Raw genomic sequence first — 19,580 nt, forward strand, 5'->3', positions numbered from 1 at the left:
TTGCGCGCCCGTGGCAGACGCAGTAAAGCGATTTCCGGACGCACGCAAGAACAGGTGGACACCGATCGGATGAGGCTGCCGTGGTTGGGAAAATCCCGGAAAGCCGACCGGACACCATCTTCCGCCGTCATTTATCATACGGAAATCATCGCCGACATCCTGGTGCCCGAACGCGCCGAGCATGTCCGCTTCTTCAGCCGCAAGCAGGTTCGCGCCGGCAAGTTGCGCACCTTCAACAACAGGGATCTCCGCGAGCTGCTGCTGGCCGCCTTCTACATCGGCGTCGCGGCATCGCTGCCGGTCGATTGGTGGGCCGCGGTCTGCAGCCGCGTATCTGGGCTGCGCCTCAAGCGCCATATCCGCAAGGATTTCGTGCGCTACGCCGCCGCGACGCGCGCCGTGCTCGGCAACGGCATCGATGCGCAAAGGCAGTTCAGGGCCTTGCTCTGCGCCAACCACCGCCGGCGTCTGCTGCTTGCCGCGCATCTCATCGGCCGCCGCTGGTCACCTAATATCCGGCTGGAGGGCCTGGAAGGCCTGCAAGCGGCGCTGAAGCGCGGCCACGGCGCTATCATCTGGTGCGATCAGTTCACGGCCCAGACCATCATCGGCAAACGCGCTCTCCATGAAGCCGGCATCGAGACACACCAGCTCAGCGTCAGGGCTCACGGCATATCCGATTCGACCTTCGGCTTGCGCTTCCTGAACCCGCCGATGGTTCGGGTCGAGAACCGTTTCCTGAAAAGCCGGATCGTGTTCGACCGCAGCGACGCCTACCAGGTCACCGGCCGGATCCAGAAGATCCTTGGCAGCAACGGCGTGGTGTTGGTGACCAACACGGTGCATGCCGGCTCGACATTCACCGAAGTCGGCCTTGGCGAGAGCGGCTGGACCCACCTGGCTTCGGCGCCGACGAATTTCGCTGCCAGAGGCAAGGCGGCGCTGTTTTCCATGTCGACCTTCGAGACCGATCCGTTCCGCCAATACCGCGCCGTCCTAAGTCCCGAACTGGTGCCGGCTCCGGCAGAGGCCGGCGAGCCCTCGACCAGCGCCGGCGGCGCCAAGAACATGGCGCTGCAGGCCGAGTACATATTGCTCAAGCGCGACCGCTTGCTGGAGGCGCTGAAACTCTATCCCGAGCAAATGATGGTCTGGTCCGGCCATGACCGGTTCACCGAACGGCCGGAAAGTGCCTTGCCTGACGATTCATGATTTTGCGCCGGCCAGCAGGCTGGCAACGGCGGTGACGATCTCAGCCACTGGAAGTGTGGCGTCTGTCGTCAGCGCCTGCTCGTCGGCGCCAGGCGGCTCAAGGATGGCGAACTGGCTCTCGACCAGGCTTGCCGGCATGAAATGCCCCTTGCGGTTGGCGACACGCTGCTTGGCGGTTGCGGGATCGATCTTCAGATAGATGAAATCGATATCCCGGCGGAAGCCACGCAGACGATCGCGGTAGCTGCGCTTCAGCGCCGAGCAGGCGGCAACCACGCTTTGGCCGCTGCCGGTCAGGTCGGCGATCCGCTCGCCGATGGCATCGAGCCAGCCCTCACGCAGTTGATCGGTGAGCGGCTCGCCGCTCGCCATGCGCGCGACGTTCTCTGGCGGATGCAGCCTGTCGCCCTCGACAAAGACGGCCCCTTCCTCTGCTGCCAATGCCTTGCCGACAGCCGATTTTCCGCAGCCAGCGACGCCCATCACCACAATGGCCCGAGGCACTGAGCCGGTAGCGTCCATTGGCGCCTGTGCCGTCTTTTCGTCCACGGTCAGCGGCTTGCCGGCGCGCGGCCGTAGAGCAGGAGCATGGCGACGATGACCAGACCATAGACGATCTGCCGCCCCGCCTCCGGCATCTGCATGACCGAGAGTATGGACTGCAGGAGGGTGATCAGAATGACACCGGCGACGGTGCCGAGATAGGAGCCGCGGCCACCCAGGATGGAGGTGCCGCCCAGAACCACGGCGGCGATCGACGGCAGGAGATAGGCATCGCCCATCGATTGCGCCGCCTTGGAGGCATAGCCGGCGAGAAGCACCCCGCCAAAGGCGGACAGCCCGCCTGAGATAGCGAAGGCGATCATCACCACGCGCCTTGTATCGATGCCGGAGAGATAGGCGGCACGCTCGCGGTTGCCGATGCCGTAGACGGTGCGGCCGAAGCTGGTGCGGGACAGCACGAACACCATCGCGGCACCAATCAGCGCCCAGATGATGACGGCGTTAGGCACGCCAGGAATGGTAAAACCTGTCGCAAGATAGCGCATGGCGCCGGTGGCCGAATCCTGTGGCGAGTAGCCGCCGGTATAAACGACCATGAGCCCTTGCGCGACAGCGTTGGTGGCGAGCGTGATGATCATCGAGGGTATGCGCAGATAAGCGACGGCAAAGCCGTTGACGATGCCGATCAGCACCCCGCAAAAGATGCCGAACGGGATGGCCAGCGCCACACCGATCGGGCCATAGGCCGCAGCCGCACACGCCATCATCGCGCCCGCCGCCACCGCCCACGGCACCGACAGGTCGATCTGGCCTAGCAGGATGACCAGCATCATGCCTGTGGCGATGACGCCGAGGAACGAGGCCACCTTGAGCTGCTGCAAGAGATATTCAGGCGACAGAAAGCTCCTGGAATAGAGGCTGCCTAGGAACAGCAACAGCACGATGCAGGCGAAGGCCGTCAGCACCGCCGGATCGGCGCGGCGGATGAATTTCGGCATGCGGCCGGCGATGCCGCCCAACGTCGTTTCGCTCACAGGAACCACTCCAGCCGGTTGCGGACCCGAAACAGCGCAAACGCGCCAAGGCTGACCGCGACCAGCAGGATAACGCCCTGGAACAGCGGCTGCCATAGCGGGTCGAAATCGAACACGAACAACAGGTCACCGATGGTGCGGAAGGCCAGCGCGCCGAAGATGGCGCCGATGGCGCTGCCTTTCCCGCCGAACAGCGAGACGCCGCCCAGCACCACTGCGGCGATCGAAAACAGCGTATAGGCGTTGCCGCTGGCATAGGCTGCATCGCCGGTATAGGTGAAGAAGGTCAGGAACAGTCCGCCGATCGCGGCCAACAGGCCTGCGAGCGCGTAGGCAGCGAACTTGCCGCGCCTTATCGGCACACCGGACATGTAGGCCGCCGTCTCCGAGGACCCGGCCGCATAGGCCGCGCGCCCGAGCACCGAGCGGCTGAACGGTACCCAGACCACGAGCACGACGGTGAGCAGCACGACCAGGCTCGCCGGCACCACGCCCAACAGGCGTCCGGTCAGCGCGTCGGCGAGACCTTCGTTGACCGAACCGCCGGGAAACGGCCTCAGCAGCAGCGCGATGCCGAAATAGACCGCACCCGTGGCGATCGTGGCGACGATCGGCTGCAGGCGGCCGTAGATGACGATGGCGCCGTTGATCGCTCCGCAAAGGAGCCCGGTGCCGAGCACGGCGATGACGCCGAAAGCGGTCTCGAGGCCGGTGCCGATGACCAGCCAGGAGGCGAGGCAATTGGTCAGCGTGAAGATCATGCCGACGGAGAGGTCGATGCCGGCGGTGATCACGACCAGTGTCTGCGCCATGGCGACGAAGGCGAGCAGCACGCCCTTGTTGGACGCCGTCTGCACGACATTGGCGGTGAAGCCCGCCGGATGGTTCGAGGTGTAGATGACGAACATGACAATGAATATGCCGAGTGCCATCAGTGTTCCGCGCTGCTCGGCCAGCCAGTAGCGCCACTCTTTCACGCGTCCGCTCCCTGTCTTGCGCCGGCATCGTCTCTCGCGCCGCCGTCATCGCCCTGGATGTTGAGCGCGCTTGCAATGAGCGCCCGCTCGGTGATCTCGGCCCCGACCAGCTCGCGCTTGACCGCGCCGTCATAGAGCACCAGCACGCGGTCGCAGCAGCCGATCAGTTCGTCATAGTCGGTCGAATAGAACAGGATCGCCGCCCCCGCATCCGCCAGCTTGCGCATCAGTTGATAGAGTTCCTGCTTGGTGCCGACATCGATGCCGCGCGTCGGATCGTTGAGCAGGATGATACGCGGCTGTCGCATCAGCCATTTGGCGATGACCACCTTCTGCTGGTTGCCCCCCGATAGCGCACCGACCGGAATGTCGAGGCCGGCCGTCTTGATCGCCAGCAGCCCGACCATGTCGTCGATCAGCCGCTGTTCGGCGGCGCGGTCGATGATGCCGGCCTTGGACAGCCGGTCTAGGGCGGCAAAGGAGAGGTTCTCGCGCACCGTCATCGGCAGCATCAGGCCTTCGGTCTTGCGGTCCTCCGGGATCAGCGCCATGCCGATGCGGTCGTCGCGCGCCGCTTGCGGGCTGGCGATCGAAACCGGCTTGCCGTCGATAAGGATCTGGCCGCCGAGGCCGCGCAGCACACCGAAAAAGGCAAGCAGCAATTCGCGCTGGCCCTGGCCGTCCAGCCCGCCAAGGCCGACGACCTCGCCTGCCCCGACCGTCAGCGAGACATTGTCCAGCCGGTCCGTCCAGGACAGCTTGCGCGCCTCCAGCACAGGAACGGCGGCGGCTGCGGTGCGCGCGGGTTTGGGCGGGAAAATATGGCTGTATTCGCGCCCGATCATCAGTTCGACGACTTCGTTGTCGCTCTTTGTGCCTGCCTTGTAGCTGGCGACATTGCGGCCGTTGCGAAACACCGTGCAGTGGTCGGCAAGCTCGGCGATCTCGTTCATGCGGTGCGAAATGTAAAGCAGCGCCAGCCCTTCCGAGCGCAATCGCTTGAGCACGCTGAATATCCTGGCGACGTCCGTCGCGGTCAGGGCCGAGGTCGCCTCGTCGAGGATCAAGATGCGCGGCTTCCTGGCCAATGCCTTGGCAATCTCGACCATCTGTCTTCTTGAAAGCGGAAGATCCTTGACCAGCGCCAATGGATGGATGTCGGCCGCACCTGCGCGTGCCAGCGCATCCTCGGCAATGCGGCGCTGCGCCTTGCGGTCGATCATGCCGAAACGCTTCGGCGGATCGGAGATGACGATGTTGTCGGCAACGCTGAGTTCGGGAACCAGCGACAGCTCCTGGAAGATGCAGACGATGCCGGACTTGTTTGCAGCAGCAGGCGAAGCGAACGTCACCTCGCTGCCGTTCAGCATCATGCGGCCTTCGTCGGGCGCGACGACGCCCGCCATGACCTTGATCAGCGTCGATTTGCCGGCGCCGTTTTCGCCGAGAATGGCGTGGATGCTACCGGACGCGACCGAAAGCTCGGCCTTTTCCAGCGCCCGCACACCACCATAGCGCTTGGATATGCCTTCCATCCGGAAGAGCGGAACCGCACCGTCCATCGGCCCTCCCGAGGCAGTTTGACTTCAAGGGATATCGAGTGGCCGGCGCCGCGGAGATCCCGCGGCGCCGGATATGCCGCCTATTGGTCAGCCCCTATTGGTCAGCTTTGGTCTGGCCCATAATTTCCTGCGCGGTGAAATTGATGCCGCAGGTCGGGAAGGAATTGCCGACGAAGAAATTGTCGGACTGGTCGGGGAAGAAATCCTGACCGGCCTTGAAGTTCGGGTCCTCGACGATCGCCAGCGGCAGCTTCACCGCTTGCGGCACAACGTTGCCTTCGAGCGCGGCAATCGCCGTCTTGATGGCGACCGCGACCTGCGCCGGACCGGTGCCGGCCGATGAGCATTTCAGCCCGTCGCCGGCATGTGCCGCGCAGAACTTGCGGAAACCGTTCTCGGTCTCGCCGCCGAACGGCACGAAAGCATGCTTGGCATCGATCATCGCCTGCACGATGCCGGTGTCGCCGCCTTGCCCGGTGATGCCGTCGAACGGGCCGTTGGTGGCAATGGCGTCGGCCGTGGCTTTCTGCGCCACGCCGTCGTCCCATTTGCCGACCACCTCGGTGACGTCCCATTTCTTGCCGGAGGCATCGAGCGCTTCATGGATGCCGTTGTGACGGTCGGTGTCCACGGAAGTTCCGGCAACGCCGCGCACTTCGAGCACCTTGCCGCCATTCGGCACATGGCCGACCAGCCATTTGCCCCACAATTCGCCAAGGCCCTTCTGGTCGACATTGACGTTGATGGCGTCCTTGGTGTCGAGAATATTGTCGAAGGCGACGAGGATGACGCCAGCTTCCCTGGCGCGCTTGATGACCGGCCCGAAAGCGGTCGGGTTCTGGGCGTTGACGACGATCGCGTCATAGCCGGAATCGATGAAGTTGTTGATCGCCGAAATCTGAGCCGGCACGTCCTCGCCGGTCGAGACGACCTTGAATTCCTTCAGTTTCGCGGCGACCTCCGGCTGGGCCGCATAGGCCTTGGCGGTCTGCACCATCTGGATGCGCCAGGTGTTGGCGATATAGCCATTGGCGAGCGCGATGCGGTATGGGCCGTCTTTCTTGGGGAACTTGAAGAACTGCGTATCGGCCGCCCAGGGCGCAAAGCAATCCGGCTCAGCCGACGGTCCCTTGACAACTTCCGGGTCGGCCATGGCCGACGAACTCAGCATGACGAATGCAGTGGCGGCAACGATGCCACCAACAAGTGACTTGATCATCGATATTCCTCCCAGTTGTAGTTTTGTTTGCTGCTGCTTGTTTATTTGATGCTGTTTGTCGTGGTGTGTTTTCCACGCCTGCCGAAGGCCCTCCAGCCTGGCCGGCGCCACGTCTCAAGGGCCCGAAGCCGGCCCGATCCCCTCCCCCTCGCCGCTTCACAGGCGAGAAACGAAACTAGCATATTATACATAATAAACAAGCATGAGCTGTTGCTTATGTATAATAAACAGGGGCGGCCTTTCATCAAAACGTCTGCCCGACGAAAATGGTAGCGCTACCATGACGTTGTGTAAAGCACCATTTGCTGAGGCAGCCAAAGCGTGTTCAGCGTGCGGTGCTCTCGCGGGGCTTGAGTTCGAAACCGAGATCGACGACCCGCTGCTCAGGCCTTCGTCCTGCGATCGCCGCCAGCGCCATGGCGACAGACCGACGGCCGATTTCATAGCGAGGGGTGCGGATACTGGTGAGCGGCGGGAACGCCGCCTGCATCATTTCGAGGTCGTTGAAGCCGACAATGCCGATTGTTTTCGGCACGTTGAGCGCGGCGCTATGGCATTCGAACAAAACGCCGAGCGCGATGTCGTCATTGTTGCAGAAAACGCCGTCGAGCGCCGGCATCTTGGCCAGCGCATCGCGAAGCAGCTCGCGGCCGAGCGTCACGCTGGACAGTAGCGGAGTGGTGGTGACGAGCCGCGGGTCGAACAGGCCGGCCTTCTCCATTGCCGCGCGATAGCCGGCAAGCCGCCGCTGCGAGCGCGGGTCCATGCGTGCGCCGATGAAGCCGATCCGCCGGCAGCCCGCCTCGATCAGATGCTCGGTCGCGGTGCGGCCGCCGTCGAAATGCGAGAAGCCGACCAGCATGTCGACCGGATCGGGCCCGGTCTCCATCACCTGCACCACCGGGCAGCCCGCGCTCTCCAGCAGCTTTCGCGAGGTCGGCGTCTGGTCGATGCCGGCCACGATCAGCGCCGCCGGGCGCTGCGGTGCGAACACCTGCAGCAGGCGCTCCTCCTCGAGGCCGGAATAATGGGTGTTGCCGAGCTGGACGCGGAACGGGCCGTCCGACAGGCTGTCATAGATGCCGCGCACCACTTCTGCGAAGACGTTGTTGGTCAGCGACGGCACCAGCACGCCGAACACATCGGCGCGCGCCGAGGCCAGTGCCCGTGCATTGGGATCCGGGACATAACCAAGTTCGTCGACAGCGGCCTGGATCTGGCGCCGCAGATCCTGGCTGACGCGTTCCGGTTCGCGCAGCGCCCGCGACACGGTAATGGCGCCGACGCCGGCCTTGCGCGCCACATCTGATAGGGTCGGGCGGCCGCCCCCACGACGCGAGCGCGGCTTGGTCATGGACATCCTCCACGTGCCAGGCCCCGGCCGCTGCGCCCTTGCGAAACCATGTTCAGCTTTTCCACTGCCACCATGCCAACCGGCTGCTGCCGCACCCACTCGCCTGCTGGCGTCGCGCAGCCAATCGCCCTTGTCAAGCAACAGGGCAATCCTGCCTTCCTAAGCCATCAGGGCAGCACTGCGTTTTGCTTTCCACAGCAGCAGCCCGATGGCCACTATGTTCAGCAAGTTCCACGCGATCCCGTTGAGGAACGCGGCGGCGTAGGAGCCGGTCAGGTCGTAGATCCAGCCCGACATCCAGCCACCGATCGCCATGCCGAAGATGGTCGCCATCATGACGATGCCGATACGCTGGCCGGCCTCCCTGGCGGGCAGGTATTCGCGCACGATGATGGCATAGCAAGGCACGATGCCGCCTTGCGACAGGCCGAACACCAGCGACACGACATAGAGCGAGGCAAGCCCGTCGAACGGGATGTAAAATAAAAGCGACAGGCATTGCAGCACGGAACCGATAAGCAGGGTTTTCACGCCGCCGATGCGGTCGGCGACAAAGCCGGAGGCAAGCCGGCTGACGACGCCCGCCGCCATCATGATCGACAGCATGTCGGCGCCATGCGCAATGCCGTAGCCAAGATCCATGCAATAGGCGACGATGTGCACCTGCGGCATCGACATCGCCACGCAGCAGCCGAGACCGGCAACGATCAGCAGCACCTGTAACGCCGCCGGCGACAGCGAAATCGACTGCACTGGCCGGCTTCCGGGCGAACCGGCGGCAGCCGCCGTCGGAGCAGCGCGCCGCAACAACAGCACCAGTGGCACCATGGTAACCAGGCAGAAGACACCGATGCCGGCATAGGTGAAGCGCCAGCCTTCCGCCTTGATCAGTGTCGGCATGATGGTTGGCCAGAGCGCTCCGGCGAGATAGTTGCCAGCAGCCGCCGCCGTGACGGCGACGCCGCGCCGACGGTTGAACCAGTGCGAGATGTCGGCGATCAGCGGCCCGAAGATCACCGATGTGCCGACACCAATCAGCACGCCCTGGGCAAGGGTGAATTGCAGGATAGAGGTCGACAACGCGGCGAGCAGCAGGCCGGCGGCGAGAGCCACCGAGGATAGCAGTGCCGGGAGCCAATACCCCATGCGATCGACCGCGCGGCCAACCAGCACATTGCCGGCGGCGAAGCCGACCATGGTTGCGGTGTAGGGCATCGATGCCGCGGCGCGGTCAACGCCGAACTCGGCCTGCACGGCCGGCAGCACGACGACGACGGCCCACATGCCGACCGCACCGATCGTCGCCAGCAGCATGGAGATGGCAAGCCGCATCCAGGCGTAGCTGCTGTCGATGCCGGGGCTATCCGCCTGATTGGCGACGATCGGGGTCAAGGCGTTTCCTGTCTACGGTCCTGGGAAGTCGACCGTTGTGTCGCCACTATCGGCGCATTCACCGCGACGGGCAGCGCCACAGGGCCATGATCCGTGGCTCCAGCGGCCCGGCGATTTCTCGGGAACCGCGGCGGCCTGCCCGAGTTTTTGCGACAGGAAGGAGTTTGTCATGACCGCGAAGAAAAAATGGTCGGCCGAGGTGACCGAGCACAGCGATGCGATGGACCTTGAGGACCACATCTTCGAAGCCGACGACGCCAGGAAGATCGCGGCCTCGCTCAAGCGCTCGGCCGAGCACAGCGACCGCCGCAAGGCCGAGCCGTTTCAGTCGGCCATGTCGATGCTGAATTTCTACATCAACCGCGCCGGCAAGAACCTGCCGCAGGCGCGCCGGAAAGTGCTCGAGGACGCCAAGGACGAACTGCGCGCGGCCTTCGGAAGGCCGCAGCAGGATTAATGCATGTCGCTCAAAAGTGGCGCCGGTTTTGAGACAACGACATGCATAAACAAAGACCTAAGCGCGTCGACTTAGTCCGTTCAAACGGGACGCGCTTTAGCGCTCCCGATTGGCTCTGCCAAATTCACCTCAACTGGACCTAGTGACAGGTCCTCTTTCCCCTCAGTTTGCCGGCCTCGGCTTTGTGTTTCCCCGAGCCCTTTGAAGTAGCGGCATGACGGTCAAGATCGGCATCAATCCCATCACCTGGAGCAATGACGATGTTCCCGCACTCGGCGGCGATACGCCGCTCGCGACATGCCTGTCGGAAACCAGGCAGGCCGGCTATCGCGGCACCGAACTCGGCGGCAAATTCCCCAGGCGAAGCGACGAGCTTGGACCGATCCTGTCTTCTTACGGACTGGAGCTCGTCTCCGGCTGGTATGACGGCAGCATTCTGGACCGCACGGTCGACGAGGAATTCGCCGCCATCACCTCGCATCTGACCCTGCTGCGCGACCTCGGCGCCAAGGTCGTCGTCTATGCCGACACCTCGCGCGGCCGTCATGACGGCATTTTCGCGCCGATCTCACAGCGTCCGCGCCTCGCTGACGGCGAATGGACCGCCTATGGCGAGAAGCTGACCGAACTCGCCGACCGCATGGCTGCCTTCGGCGTCGGCATGGCTTTCCATCACCATATGGGCACCATCGTCGAGAGCGATGACGAGGTCGACAGGCTGATGGCCGCAACCGGCAAGAGCGTCGGCCTGCTGTTCGATACCGGCCATTGTCTGTTCTCAGGCGGCGACCCGGCCTCGCTCCTGAACCGGCATCTCGACCGCATCGTGCATTTTCATTGCAAGGACGTCCGCGCGGCCGTGCTGGAGAAGGCACGGCGCGAGGACATGAGTTTCATGGCGGCAGTGATGGAAGGAATCTTCACCGTGCCCGGCGATGGCTCCGTCGATTTCCTGTCGCTGCTGCCGCCTCTGGCCAGCCATGGCTTCGAAGGCTGGATCGTCGTTGAGGCCGAGCAGGATCCGGCCAAGGCACACCCCTTGACCTATGCCACGAAAGGTTACGCTTCGCTTCTCAAAACGGCCTGCGCGGCCGGGTTCGACGTGGCAATACGAGACATGGCCTAACCACCGCCGGGGGGCTGGTGGTTGGGCCGGTTGGGCGCGCGCCTCGGTAGGGGTAGCGACGCGAAAGCGCCCGGCGATCCGCGCCGCCGCCCTCCCTTGGCGGCGCGGATCGCACAGTTCTTGGCATCGAAATTTTTGCCCCCGAGTTGCCGGCCCGGCGTTTCCAGCTTGAGGCTGGCGACGAGGCATGCCTTGATGCAGATGGAGGAGCGACATGGCATTCGAGGCGGCACTCGGCATGGAACGGCTTTGCACCATCCGTGAGATCGCCGAGAAGGCGGAACTCGGCGCGGCAACCGTTCACCGCGCGCTGAAGAACAGCCGCGAGGTCCGTCCCGCAACCAGACGGCTGGTGCTGGAGACTGTCTGCCTGCTTAACGAAGAGAAGATCGCCCGCGCCGCCAGGTTGGTCGGAGACTAGCTTGGCCGACCATATGCGCCTTTCCCTCGACATCATGTCGGTCGACCGCGGCTCGGACGAACCGATGCACCGGCAGATCTACGGCGCCCTGCGGCGCTTCATCCTCGACGGCCAGATCCAGCAGAACACGCTGCTTCCTTCGACACGCTCGCTGGCCGAGGATCTCAAGGTCGGCCGCAACACGGTGATCGCCGCCTACGACCAGCTGCTCGCCGAAGGGTTTATAGAGGCGCGCGCCGGGTCCGGCACCTGGGTGGCGCCGATCCAGCAGAAACGCCCGCCGGCCGCGCTGCGTGCCGGCCTCGCCGCTCCGCAAAAGCTCTCGCGGCGCGGTCAGACCATCGTCAACGGCCCGCAGCCGCCACGCAATGCCGGCGTCATCAACTTCCATCCCGGCGTGCCGGAAACCGCCTCCTTCCCCTTCACCATCTGGTCCAGCCTTCTGGTGCGCAATGCGCGCAGCCGCGACGAGAACTTGCTCGGCTATATCTCCTTTGCCGGCCATCCCGGTCTGCGCCAGGCCATTGCGTCGACCATCAGCCTTTCGCGCGGCATCAACTGCACCGCCGACCAGGTCATCATCGTCACCGGCGCGCAGGCGGCACTCGACCTCGCTTCGCGCGTGCTGATGGACGAAGGCGATCATGTCTGGATGGAGGAGCCCGGCTATCTCGGCGCCAAGAGCGCCTTTCTCGCCAGCGGCGCGCAGCTTGCGCCCTTGAAGGTCGATCGCCTTGGATGGCATCTCGCAGACCCAGAGCTGCCGCCGCCGCGCCTGATCTATGTGACGCCATCCTGCCAGTGGCCGTTCGGCACCATCATGCGCATCGAGGAACGGCTGCAGCTGCTTGACATCGCGGAACGCCACGGCGCCTGGATCGTCGAGGATGATTATGACGGCGAGTACCGGTACCGTGGCCGGCCGGTACCGGCGCTGCGCGGCCTCGATCACGCCGACCGGGTCGTCTATATCGGCTCCTTCGGCAAGACGCTGATCCCGGCGCTCCGCATCGGCTATCTCATCGTGCCGCGCGAACTGTCGGTCCCCTTCGACCGCGCCGTCTCGATCACCGGCCAGTTCGCGCCGCTGATCCTGCAGGCGACGGTCAACGACTTCATCACGCAAGGCTATTTCGCCACGCATCTGAAGCGTATGCGCCGGCTCTATGCGCGCCGGCAGGCCAATTTCGTAAAACTGTGCCAGGAGCATCTGGCCGAATGGCTGACTGTGACCGAGAACGATTCCGGCATGCAGCTGCTGGCCAGTTTTATCCGACCCTACAAGGACAGTGACGTCGTCGCCGCTGCCGTCAAGGAGGGCCTCGACGTGCAGGGCATCTCGATCAACTACCATTCGAGCGAGCCGGAACACGGCCTGCTGCTCGGCTATGCCGCGATGGACGAACGCCAGATCCTGCGCGCAGTGCTGGCGCTGCGCGCCGCCTTTATGCGACTGGACCGGCAATAAGCCGGTCCAACGCGGCTCTTCAATTCACGCTGTCGAATTTCTGCAGGTCCACCGGTGCTGCCTTGCGCACCTCGACATCGTCCAGCGAGGCATTCTCCAGCGCCACACGGGCCGCCGCATCGATGTTATGGATCATGTCGTCGATGTCGGCGTCGGCATGCGCCGGATTCATCGCGATCATGACCGTGCGGTTGAGGATGTCGAGAGAACCCTTGCCGAGGTCGTCGGCATAGGTCAGCCGCAGGCCCTTGTTTTCCGGCAGCGTGTACGGATTGAGCGCCGGATGATGCGCGCCCTCATGCATCAGCACCTGGTCCCACTGGGTGAAATTGTGGCGGCCGGTCTTGCCGGCAATGACGCTCGGAATGGTCTTCGAAAAAGTCTGCGCCGCCTGTTCGCTGGGCAGAAGATACATTACCTGTGCCGCGCAATCGTCGTCGGGGCTGTTCATCGGCGACGGCGTCAGGCCGAGATTGCCGAGATGGCGCGTGCCGGCCAGCACCTTCTTCTTCTCCGCCCGCATCGCCTCGATGATGCCGTCCAGACGGTCGAGCTGGACATTGAGCATCGCGCCCATCAATTCCGAGGCGCGCGCGCCGATGCCGGCGAACGGCTTGATGCTGTCGCTGCGGCCCTGCCAGTAGAAATGGCAGGGGTCGATGGCGCAGCGCGCGCGCTCGGCCACTTTCGGATCGCTGGTGGCGATGCCGCCGCCCTCGCCCGACGTGATGTTCTTGAAGTAGTTGAAGGAGTAGGCGCCGGCATGGCCGATGGAGCCGAGCTTCTTGCCCTCATAGCCGCCGCCAATGCCCTGGCAGACATCTTCCAGCACGAGCAGACCGCGTTTTTTAGCGATGTCCATGATGGCGTTCATGTTGCAGGCCGCACCCCACATATGTACCGGGATGACCGCCTTGGTGCGCGGGCCGACGGCGTCGCGCAGAGCGGCCGGGTCGATGGTCAGGCTCTCGTCGATATCGACAATGACCGGAATGGCGCCGACCGACAGCACTGCTGTGGCGGTCGCCATATAGGTGTGCGCCGGCACCAGCACCTCATCGCCCGGGCCGATGCCGAGGCCGATCAGGCCGGCGGCGAGCCCATAGGTGCCGCTGGCGGCCAGCGCAAAATGCTCGACGCCGAGATGCCTGGCATAGCGGGCCTCGAAGCGGTTGCACTCGCTGTTCTCGCCATAGCGAAACAGCGCACCCGAGCGGATCACCCTGGCAATGGCTTCGATCTCTTCTTCGCCGGCAGTGTACATGGCAAGTCTCCACATCGCTGATGGTATGAAAGCAGTACGCCTGCGGCCGCTGTTTGAAAGAACCACTCCGCTGCGATCGGACCAAGCCATCCTGCTCACGTCGGAGCGGCGTTTAGCGCCGACTGTGGGCATATCGAATGAAATCGACATTCCAGAATGCAGGCCCGCGGAAAAATCGTACCCATCCGAATTCGCTGAAGTGGCCCTGTCGGAAAGCCCGCATTGGGCGTTCCATCGCGTCCAGTTGGGCAAACGGTCGGTTCCATGCAGCACGGGACACACTTTGGAAGACCCTCGAAACCGGGGTGCCGGCAAGATGGTGGCCGGCAAAACGGTGGCCGTCCATGACGCGACAGCTCGTCCTGCATGAAGACGATGTCGGCATGTGCCATGGCGCCAACAGCGCCTTCCTCGAACTGACCGCACTGGGCGCCTGCAGCTCCGGCGCCGTGATGGTGCCGTGCCCATGGTTCCCTGAGATGGCCGAAGCGGCAGCCGCCGATCCCCGGCTCGATCTCGGCGTCCACCTGACGCTGAACAGCGAAAAGCAGCACTACAAATGGCGGCCGCTGACGTCGCCGTCGCGCGCGGCCGGCCTGACGGACGAGTTCGGCTATTTCTGGCCCGATGTCGCGACCACCCGCCGCAAGGCAGCACCGCAAGCGGTGGAAACCGAGCTTCGCGCGCAGATCGACACCGCCTACCGCGTCGGCATCGACGTCACTCATCTTGACGCCCATATGGGGGCAGCGCTGTCGCCCGAGTTTTGCGACGTCTACATCAAGCTCGGCCTGGAATATCGCTTGCCGGTGCTGTTGACCAAAACGCTGTCGGCCTATTCGCCCAACGACAATCTGGTTGGCGTCACCGAAGCGGCGTTCCAGCGCGGCGTCACTGAAGCCCGGGCCAGGGGCTTTGTCATCTTCGACGCCGCCATTCAGACGACCTGGGGCCGTCCACGCTCCAAGCCGATAGAGCCCGCCTACAAGGCATTGGTCGAAGGGGTGCGCGAAGGCCTGACCTTCTTTTGCCTGCACTTCAACGCGCCGGGCGAGCTCGAACTGATCGAGCCGCGCTCCGCCTATGTCCGCACCGAGGAATACGAACTCTTCCGGGACCAGGGTTTTCGCGACTGGCTCGGCGCGCAGGACATCGAAATCATCGGCATGAAGCCGCTGCGCGAGGAGCTTCGTGCACGGCTCGGGGCATCGACACCGGCAAAGGCCCGCAAAGCGGCCACCCGGGCAGCACCGTAAGCCGATCCATCGGCCAATGGCGCAAAGAGGGAATTGGAACTGCAACGACAATGGGAGAATGACATGAAGACTGTTCTGAAACTGGCGCTCGGCGCGCTTGTCTCGATGAGTATGCTGGCGGGCGTCGTGCAAGCGGCCGGCCTGAAGGATCCCAAGGATGTCCGCATCACCTTCGTGGTGCATGGCTCGGCCTCCGATCCCTACTGGTCGGTGGTCAAGCGCGGCGTCGACGATGCGGCGGCGCTCACCGGCGCCAAGGTCGAATATTATGCGCCGCAAGTGTTCGACGTGGTCGAGCAGGCCCGCCTGCTCGACGCGGCCATCGCCACCAATCCAGACGGCATCGCCGTCTCCATTGCCGACGCCAATGCACTTGGTAAATCGGTCAAGGCCGGCCTTGCCGCCAACATTCCGATGGTCGTCCTGGATTCCGGCGAGAAGGAAGGCGCCGAACTCGGCACCTCTCTCTACGTCGGCACAGTCTCCGAATATGATTCCGGCAAGAAGGCCGGCGAGCGGCTGGCCAAGGAAGGCACGCTCAAAGTCGTCTGCATCAACCACGAGGTCGGCAATGTCAGCCTCGACCAGCGCTGCCAGGGGTTGAATGATGGGCTGAAGCCGTCAGGCGGCGGCACCGAAGTGCTTACCGTGTCGCCCGATCCGGCCGACATCCAGCGCCGCACCGAGGCCTATCTGTCGGCGCATCCCGACACCCAGGCCGTCTTCGCGCTCGGCGCCACCGCCGCCAATCCGCTGATCCCGTTCTTCCGGCAGAAGGAATTGTTCGGCAAGATCAAGCTCTACACCTTCGACATCAGCCCCGAAGTCCTGGATTCCGTCGTCGCCGGCGAAATGGGCTTCGGCATGGACGCCCAGCAATATCTGATGGGATACCTGCCGGTGATCTATCTGGTCGAGCATGCCACACATGGCTTCTGGCCGCAGAACAACGCCTACACCGGCCCGCTCTTCATCGACTCGCCCGACAAGGCCAAGGCGATCCTGGCGCTCGCCAAGGACGGCATCCGCTAAGGCAAGACCAAAACGGATCGGGGAGCCGCCATGTGCTCCCCGTCTCTGGTCGAGATTGCGAAGTGAGCGATTGGGGAGCCTAATGGCTGTTGTGGAAGACAAGGCGATACCTCCAGAAGCGCCGGCCCCCGGGGTACTGGGCAAGGACCGTTTCGGCATGACGTCGAAACGGTCTGCCGGCACTGACGAGCGGCTGGCCAGCACCGGCCAGCTGACGCAATGGCTGCGCCGGCCCGAAGCCGGTGCCGCCGGCGGCCTCATCGCCACCATCATCATCTTCGCCCTGCTGCCGGGTGCGTCGAACCTCTATTCGCTGCAGGGGTCGATGACCTTCCTGACGCTGGCAGCCGAACTCGGCATCATCGCCACGGCCGCAGCCCTTCTCATCATCGCCGGCGAGTTCGATCTCTCGGTCGGCTCGATGGTCGGCTTCGCTGGCGTCGTCATCGGACTGACGGTGAAATATTGGGACCTGCCGCTGTGGGGCGGCATCGCCTGCGCCTTCGCTGTCGCCATCCTCACCGGCTACGTCAACGGCCTGATCGTGGTGAAGACCCGCCTGCCCTCCTTCATCGTGACGCTGGCGTCGCTCTACATCCTGCGCGGCCTGTCGATCGGCATCACCCGCGCCGTCACCGGCCGCACGCAGATCCCCTACATCCTCGACGGCGCGCCGGACCCGGCAACCGCGGGCCTGTTCAACGGCCATCTCCTGACCGGCTTCTTCCAATGGATGGGCACGCAAGGCTGGATCGCCACCCGCACCGACGGCATTCCCTTCGTCGTCGGCATTCCGATGTCGATCGTCTGGTGGCTGGGGCTTACCGCGCTTGCCGGCTATGTCCTTACCCAGACCAAATACGGCAACTGGATTTTTGCCACCGGCGGCGACCTCAATGCCGCCCGCAATGTCGGCGTTCCGGTCGACCGGGTTAAGATAGCGCTGTTCATCTACACCGCCTGTGCCGCGACCTTGCTTGCCACCATCCAGGTGATGGAGGCCGGCTCCGCCGACACCACGCGCGGCCTGCTCAAGGAATTCGAGGCAATTATCGCCGCGGTCATCGGCGGCGTGCTGCTCACCGGCGGCTATGGCACCGTCTATGGCGTGCTGTTCGGCGCGCTGATCTTCGGCCTGGTGCAGATGGGCATCTTCTACACCGGCATCGACACCGACTGGTTCAAGGTCTTCCTCGGCATCGTCATTTTGATGGCCGTGCTGGTCAACAACTACATCCGCCTCAAGGCGCTCGGACGCGGAGGCGGCAAATGACCTACCCAAACCCGTCCCCGGCCATCCAGCCAGCCATGGAATTGCGTGGTGTGTCGGTCAATTTCGGCTCGGTACGCGCGCTCCAAGATATCGACATCAAGGTCTATCCCGGCGAGGTGCACTGCTTGCTGGGCGACAACGGCGCCGGCAAGTCGACGCTGATCAAGGTTCTGTCGGGCGTGCACCGGCCGACCAAGGGCGAGATTTTCGTCGACGGCAAGCCCGTCACGTTCCGCAGCCCGCGCGACGCGCAGGACCTCGGCGTCGCGACGGTCTTCCAAGACCTCGGCATGATCTCGCTGATGTCGATCACGCGCAACTTCTTCCTCGGCCGCGAGCCGACCAGAAGCCGCCTGCCCTTCTCGCGCTTCGACAAGGAGCGCGCCAACACAATTGCCCGCCAGGCGATGGCCGATATCGGCATCGACGTGCGCGACCCGACACAGGCAGTCGGAACGCTGTCGGGCGGCGAGCGCCAGTCGGTAGCGATCGCGCGCGCAGTCCACTTCGGCGCAAAGGTGCTGATCCTTGACGAGCCGACCTCGGCGCTCGGCGTGCATCAGGCGGCCATGGTGCTGAAATTCATCATCGAGGCGCGCATGCGGGGGCTGGCGGTGATCTTCATCAGCCACAACATCCATCACGCGTACCCTGTCGGCGACACCTTCACGCTGCTCAACCGCGGCCGCAATCGCGGCACATACGCCAAGTCCGAGATCTCGCGCGACGAGGTGATCTCCATCATGTCGGGCGGCGAGGATTTAAAGGCGGTGGAAGCTGAGATTGCCGGGCTGTTGGCGCAGATCGGCAACCGGCCGGCCGCCGCACCCTGAGCCTGGAACACTTTGCAGAGAGTAATAACAGCATGAGCAGGATACGCGTTGGCGTCATCGGCGCCGGCATGATCTCGCAGGTCGAGCACATTCCAAACCTGTTGCGGCTCGGCGACCTGTTCGAACTGGTCGGCGTTGCCGACCCGTCAAGGATTTCGCGGGAATATGTCAGCGAAATTCACGGCATCGCCAATTTCGAAACGCCGGAGCAACTGTTCGGCCAGAAGCTCGACGCCGTCGTGATCGGCTCGCCCGACCCGCTGCATCACGAGCAGGTGCTGGCCGCACTCGGGCGCGGCCTGCATGTCCTCTGCGAAAAGCCGCTCTGCTACTCGCCGGCGGAAATCGCCGAGATCATCGCAGCGCGCGACAAGGCCGGCAAGGTCATGCAGGTCGGCAACATGAAGCGCTTCGATCCGAGCTACCGGCTGGCGCTGGCCTCGCTGCCCGGCACGGCAAAGACGTTGCGTTCCGTCTCTGTCGAGGTCAACGATCCCGACGCCTGGCCGTTCATCGCCCACCAGCGCTACAAGCGCGGCAACGATATTCCCAAGGACCTGATTGCCGCCGCTCAAAGCAAGCAGAAACAACAGGTCGAACGCGCTATCGGCCAGCCTTTGAACGATCTGGCTTTCCGTGGATTTATCGGCGCTTACAGCTCCGCCTTGATTCACGATGTGAATGCCGTGCACGGCCTGCTCGACGCGCTCAGCGTGCCGGATGGCGAGGTCGTCGGCGCGCAGATCTTCGCCAATGGCGATGGCGGCCAGGGCGCGGTAAAACTGCTCGACGGCCAGGCGCTGTGGACCATGACGCATCTGACCGTGCCGAAGCTCGCCGACTACAAGGAGCGCATCACGCTGTTCTTCGACGATGCCAGCCTCGAGCTCGAATTCCCCTCGCCCTGGCTCAACCATCACCCGACCCGGCTGACTGTGAAGACCTCGGACGGCCACACACTGTCGACGAAGGATCTGCGCGCCGGCTACGGTGAAGCCTTCGTCGAGGAACTGCGCGGCTTCTGGGGTGCGATCGTCAATCGCGACGAGGTGGTCAACCGCCCCGAGCACGCCGCCCGCGACCAGGCGCTGCTGATCGCGCTGACCAGGCAGCATTTGGCCACTTCGCAGGCCGGCTGAGCGCTCGCAGGATGTGTTGAGATTCAGGTCAGGCCGCGCCGAAAACGTTGGGTTTCG

At 64.0% G+C, this 19,580-nt stretch carries 18 protein-coding genes; 10 read left to right on the forward strand and 8 right to left on the reverse strand.

Translation table 11 applies throughout. The features are described 5' to 3' along the window. Nucleotides 1–69 precede the first annotated feature (69 nt). On the forward strand, nt 70–1,212 hold the full coding sequence (locus NKJ77_RS04575; RefSeq protein ID WP_023826558.1) for a lysophospholipid acyltransferase family protein: 1,143 nt from the start codon (nt 70–72) through the stop codon (nt 1,210–1,212). Here the strand turns inward: NKJ77_RS04575 and NKJ77_RS04580 are convergent. From NKJ77_RS04580 to NKJ77_RS04610, 7 genes are all read right to left on the reverse strand, one after another. Next, a complete protein-coding gene (locus NKJ77_RS04580) occupies nt 1,207–1,761 on the reverse strand; it encodes a gluconokinase (RefSeq protein WP_023826557.1) in 555 nt (184 codons plus the stop codon). The two genes, NKJ77_RS04575 and NKJ77_RS04580, sit on opposite strands and share 6 nt — an antisense overlap. A 2-nt stretch (nt 1,762–1,763) precedes the next feature. Beyond that, nucleotides 1,764–2,750, reverse strand: a complete 987-nt coding sequence (locus NKJ77_RS04585) for an ABC transporter permease (RefSeq protein WP_352534381.1) — start codon at nt 2,748–2,750, stop codon at nt 1,764–1,766. Further along, a complete protein-coding gene (locus NKJ77_RS04590) occupies nt 2,747–3,727 on the reverse strand; it encodes an ABC transporter permease (RefSeq protein ID WP_352534382.1) in 981 nt (326 codons plus the stop codon). The genes NKJ77_RS04585 and NKJ77_RS04590 overlap by 4 nt, the downstream gene beginning before the upstream one ends. Next, nucleotides 3,724–5,289 (reverse strand): sugar ABC transporter ATP-binding protein, encoded by a 1,566-nt coding sequence (locus tag NKJ77_RS04595; RefSeq protein WP_352534384.1) that lies wholly within the window; start codon nt 5,287–5,289, stop codon nt 3,724–3,726. Before NKJ77_RS04595 ends, NKJ77_RS04590 begins: the two co-directional genes overlap by 4 nt. Nucleotides 5,290–5,383: 94 nt before the next feature. Continuing rightward, nucleotides 5,384–6,508 carry a sugar ABC transporter substrate-binding protein gene (locus tag NKJ77_RS04600; protein WP_023673068.1) on the reverse strand — a complete coding sequence of 375 codons (1,125 nt, stop codon included), beginning with the start codon at nt 6,506–6,508 and terminating at the stop codon, nt 5,384–5,386. A gap of 325 nt (nt 6,509–6,833) precedes the next feature. Continuing rightward, on the reverse strand, nt 6,834–7,862 hold the full coding sequence (gene gntR / locus NKJ77_RS04605) for an HTH-type transcriptional regulator GntR (RefSeq protein WP_023712085.1): 1,029 nt from the start codon (nt 7,860–7,862) through the stop codon (nt 6,834–6,836). 159 nt (nt 7,863–8,021) lie between these two features. Further along, nucleotides 8,022–9,194, reverse strand: a complete 1,173-nt coding sequence (locus tag NKJ77_RS04610) for an MFS transporter (protein WP_352534535.1) — start codon at nt 9,192–9,194, stop codon at nt 8,022–8,024. 229 nt (nt 9,195–9,423) lie between these two features. Between NKJ77_RS04610 and NKJ77_RS04615 the strand changes: the two genes are divergently transcribed. From NKJ77_RS04615 to mocR, 4 genes are all read left to right on the forward strand, one after another. After that, a complete protein-coding gene (locus NKJ77_RS04615; RefSeq protein WP_023673065.1) occupies nt 9,424–9,711 on the forward strand; it encodes a DUF3175 domain-containing protein in 288 nt (95 codons plus the stop codon). Nucleotides 9,712–9,925: 214 nt separating this feature from the next. Beyond that, entirely contained in the window at nt 9,926–10,837 is a 912-nt protein-coding gene (gene iolE / locus NKJ77_RS04620; protein ID WP_352534386.1) for a myo-inosose-2 dehydratase, read from the forward strand. A 214-nt stretch (nt 10,838–11,051) separates the two neighbouring features. Next, nucleotides 11,052–11,258: a LacI family DNA-binding transcriptional regulator gene (locus NKJ77_RS04625; protein ID WP_023705614.1), complete on the forward strand. Its 207-nt coding sequence runs from the start codon at nt 11,052–11,054 to the stop codon at nt 11,256–11,258. A gap of 1 nt (nt 11,259) precedes the next feature. Then, nucleotides 11,260–12,726, forward strand: a complete 1,467-nt coding sequence (gene mocR, locus NKJ77_RS04630) for a rhizopine catabolism transcriptional regulator MocR (protein ID WP_245260001.1) — start codon at nt 11,260–11,262, stop codon at nt 12,724–12,726. A gap of 19 nt (nt 12,727–12,745) precedes the next feature. On the opposite strand, the gene NKJ77_RS04635 is transcribed toward mocR, so the two are convergent. Next, nucleotides 12,746–13,990: a DegT/DnrJ/EryC1/StrS family aminotransferase gene (locus NKJ77_RS04635; protein ID WP_352446070.1), complete on the reverse strand. Its 1,245-nt coding sequence runs from the start codon at nt 13,988–13,990 to the stop codon at nt 12,746–12,748. A 344-nt stretch (nt 13,991–14,334) separates the two neighbouring features. Between NKJ77_RS04635 and NKJ77_RS04640 the strand changes: the two genes are divergently transcribed. The 5 genes from NKJ77_RS04640 to NKJ77_RS04660 all read left to right on the forward strand — a co-directional run bounded on the left by NKJ77_RS04640 (nt 14,335) and on the right by NKJ77_RS04660 (nt 19,523). Further along, entirely contained in the window at nt 14,335–15,246 is a 912-nt protein-coding gene (locus NKJ77_RS04640; RefSeq protein WP_352534388.1) for a polysaccharide deacetylase family protein, read from the forward strand. A 63-nt stretch (nt 15,247–15,309) separates the two neighbouring features. Next, nucleotides 15,310–16,278 (forward strand): rhizopine catabolism ABC transporter substrate-binding protein, encoded by a 969-nt coding sequence (locus NKJ77_RS04645; RefSeq protein WP_023687959.1) that lies wholly within the window; start codon nt 15,310–15,312, stop codon nt 16,276–16,278. A gap of 157 nt (nt 16,279–16,435) precedes the next feature. Beyond that, nucleotides 16,436–17,551, forward strand: coding sequence for an ABC transporter permease (locus tag NKJ77_RS04650; RefSeq protein ID WP_502902088.1), 1,116 nt, complete (start codon nt 16,436–16,438; stop codon nt 17,549–17,551). Next, a complete protein-coding gene (locus NKJ77_RS04655; RefSeq protein WP_023712088.1) occupies nt 17,548–18,384 on the forward strand; it encodes an ATP-binding cassette domain-containing protein in 837 nt (278 codons plus the stop codon). Before NKJ77_RS04650 ends, NKJ77_RS04655 begins: the two co-directional genes overlap by 4 nt. Before the next feature lie 32 nt (nt 18,385–18,416). Next, nucleotides 18,417–19,523, forward strand: a complete 1,107-nt coding sequence (locus NKJ77_RS04660) for a Gfo/Idh/MocA family protein (RefSeq protein WP_352534391.1) — start codon at nt 18,417–18,419, stop codon at nt 19,521–19,523. Nucleotides 19,524–19,580: the final 57 nt, after the last annotated feature.

It is taken from the genome of Mesorhizobium sp. M0052 (assembly GCF_040323255.1).
In the GTDB taxonomy this organism is placed as follows: domain Bacteria; phylum Pseudomonadota; class Alphaproteobacteria; order Rhizobiales; family Rhizobiaceae; genus Mesorhizobium.

Bases quoted from the DNA above. Each gene is read 5' to 3' on its own strand.
- NKJ77_RS04645 (WP_023687959.1), top strand. From the start codon at position 15,310: ATGAAGACTGTTCTGAAACTGGCGCTCGGCGCGCTTGTCTCGATGAGT.
- NKJ77_RS04610 (WP_352534535.1), bottom strand. From the start codon at position 9,194: ATGCGGCTTGCCATCTCCATGCTGCTGGCGACGATCGGTGCGGTCGGC.
- NKJ77_RS04625 (WP_023705614.1), top strand. From the start codon at position 11,052: ATGGCATTCGAGGCGGCACTCGGCATGGAACGGCTTTGCACCATCCGT.
- NKJ77_RS04635 (WP_352446070.1), bottom strand. From the start codon at position 13,990: ATGTACACTGCCGGCGAAGAAGAGATCGAAGCCATTGCCAGGGTGATC.
- NKJ77_RS04660 (WP_352534391.1), top strand. From the start codon at position 18,417: ATGAGCAGGATACGCGTTGGCGTCATCGGCGCCGGCATGATCTCGCAG.
- NKJ77_RS04655 (WP_023712088.1), top strand. From the start codon at position 17,548: ATGACCTACCCAAACCCGTCCCCGGCCATCCAGCCAGCCATGGAATTG.
- iolE (WP_352534386.1), top strand. From the start codon at position 9,926: ATGACGGTCAAGATCGGCATCAATCCCATCACCTGGAGCAATGACGAT.
- NKJ77_RS04615 (WP_023673065.1), top strand. From the start codon at position 9,424: ATGACCGCGAAGAAAAAATGGTCGGCCGAGGTGACCGAGCACAGCGAT.
- gntR (WP_023712085.1), bottom strand. From the start codon at position 7,862: ATGACCAAGCCGCGCTCGCGTCGTGGGGGCGGCCGCCCGACCCTATCA.
- NKJ77_RS04575 (WP_023826558.1), top strand. From the start codon at position 70: ATGAGGCTGCCGTGGTTGGGAAAATCCCGGAAAGCCGACCGGACACCA.
- NKJ77_RS04600 (WP_023673068.1), bottom strand. From the start codon at position 6,508: ATGATCAAGTCACTTGTTGGTGGCATCGTTGCCGCCACTGCATTCGTC.
- NKJ77_RS04640 (WP_352534388.1), top strand. From the start codon at position 14,335: ATGACGCGACAGCTCGTCCTGCATGAAGACGATGTCGGCATGTGCCAT.
- NKJ77_RS04650 (WP_502902088.1), top strand. From the start codon at position 16,436: ATGACGTCGAAACGGTCTGCCGGCACTGACGAGCGGCTGGCCAGCACC.
- NKJ77_RS04595 (WP_352534384.1), bottom strand. From the start codon at position 5,289: ATGGACGGTGCGGTTCCGCTCTTCCGGATGGAAGGCATATCCAAGCGC.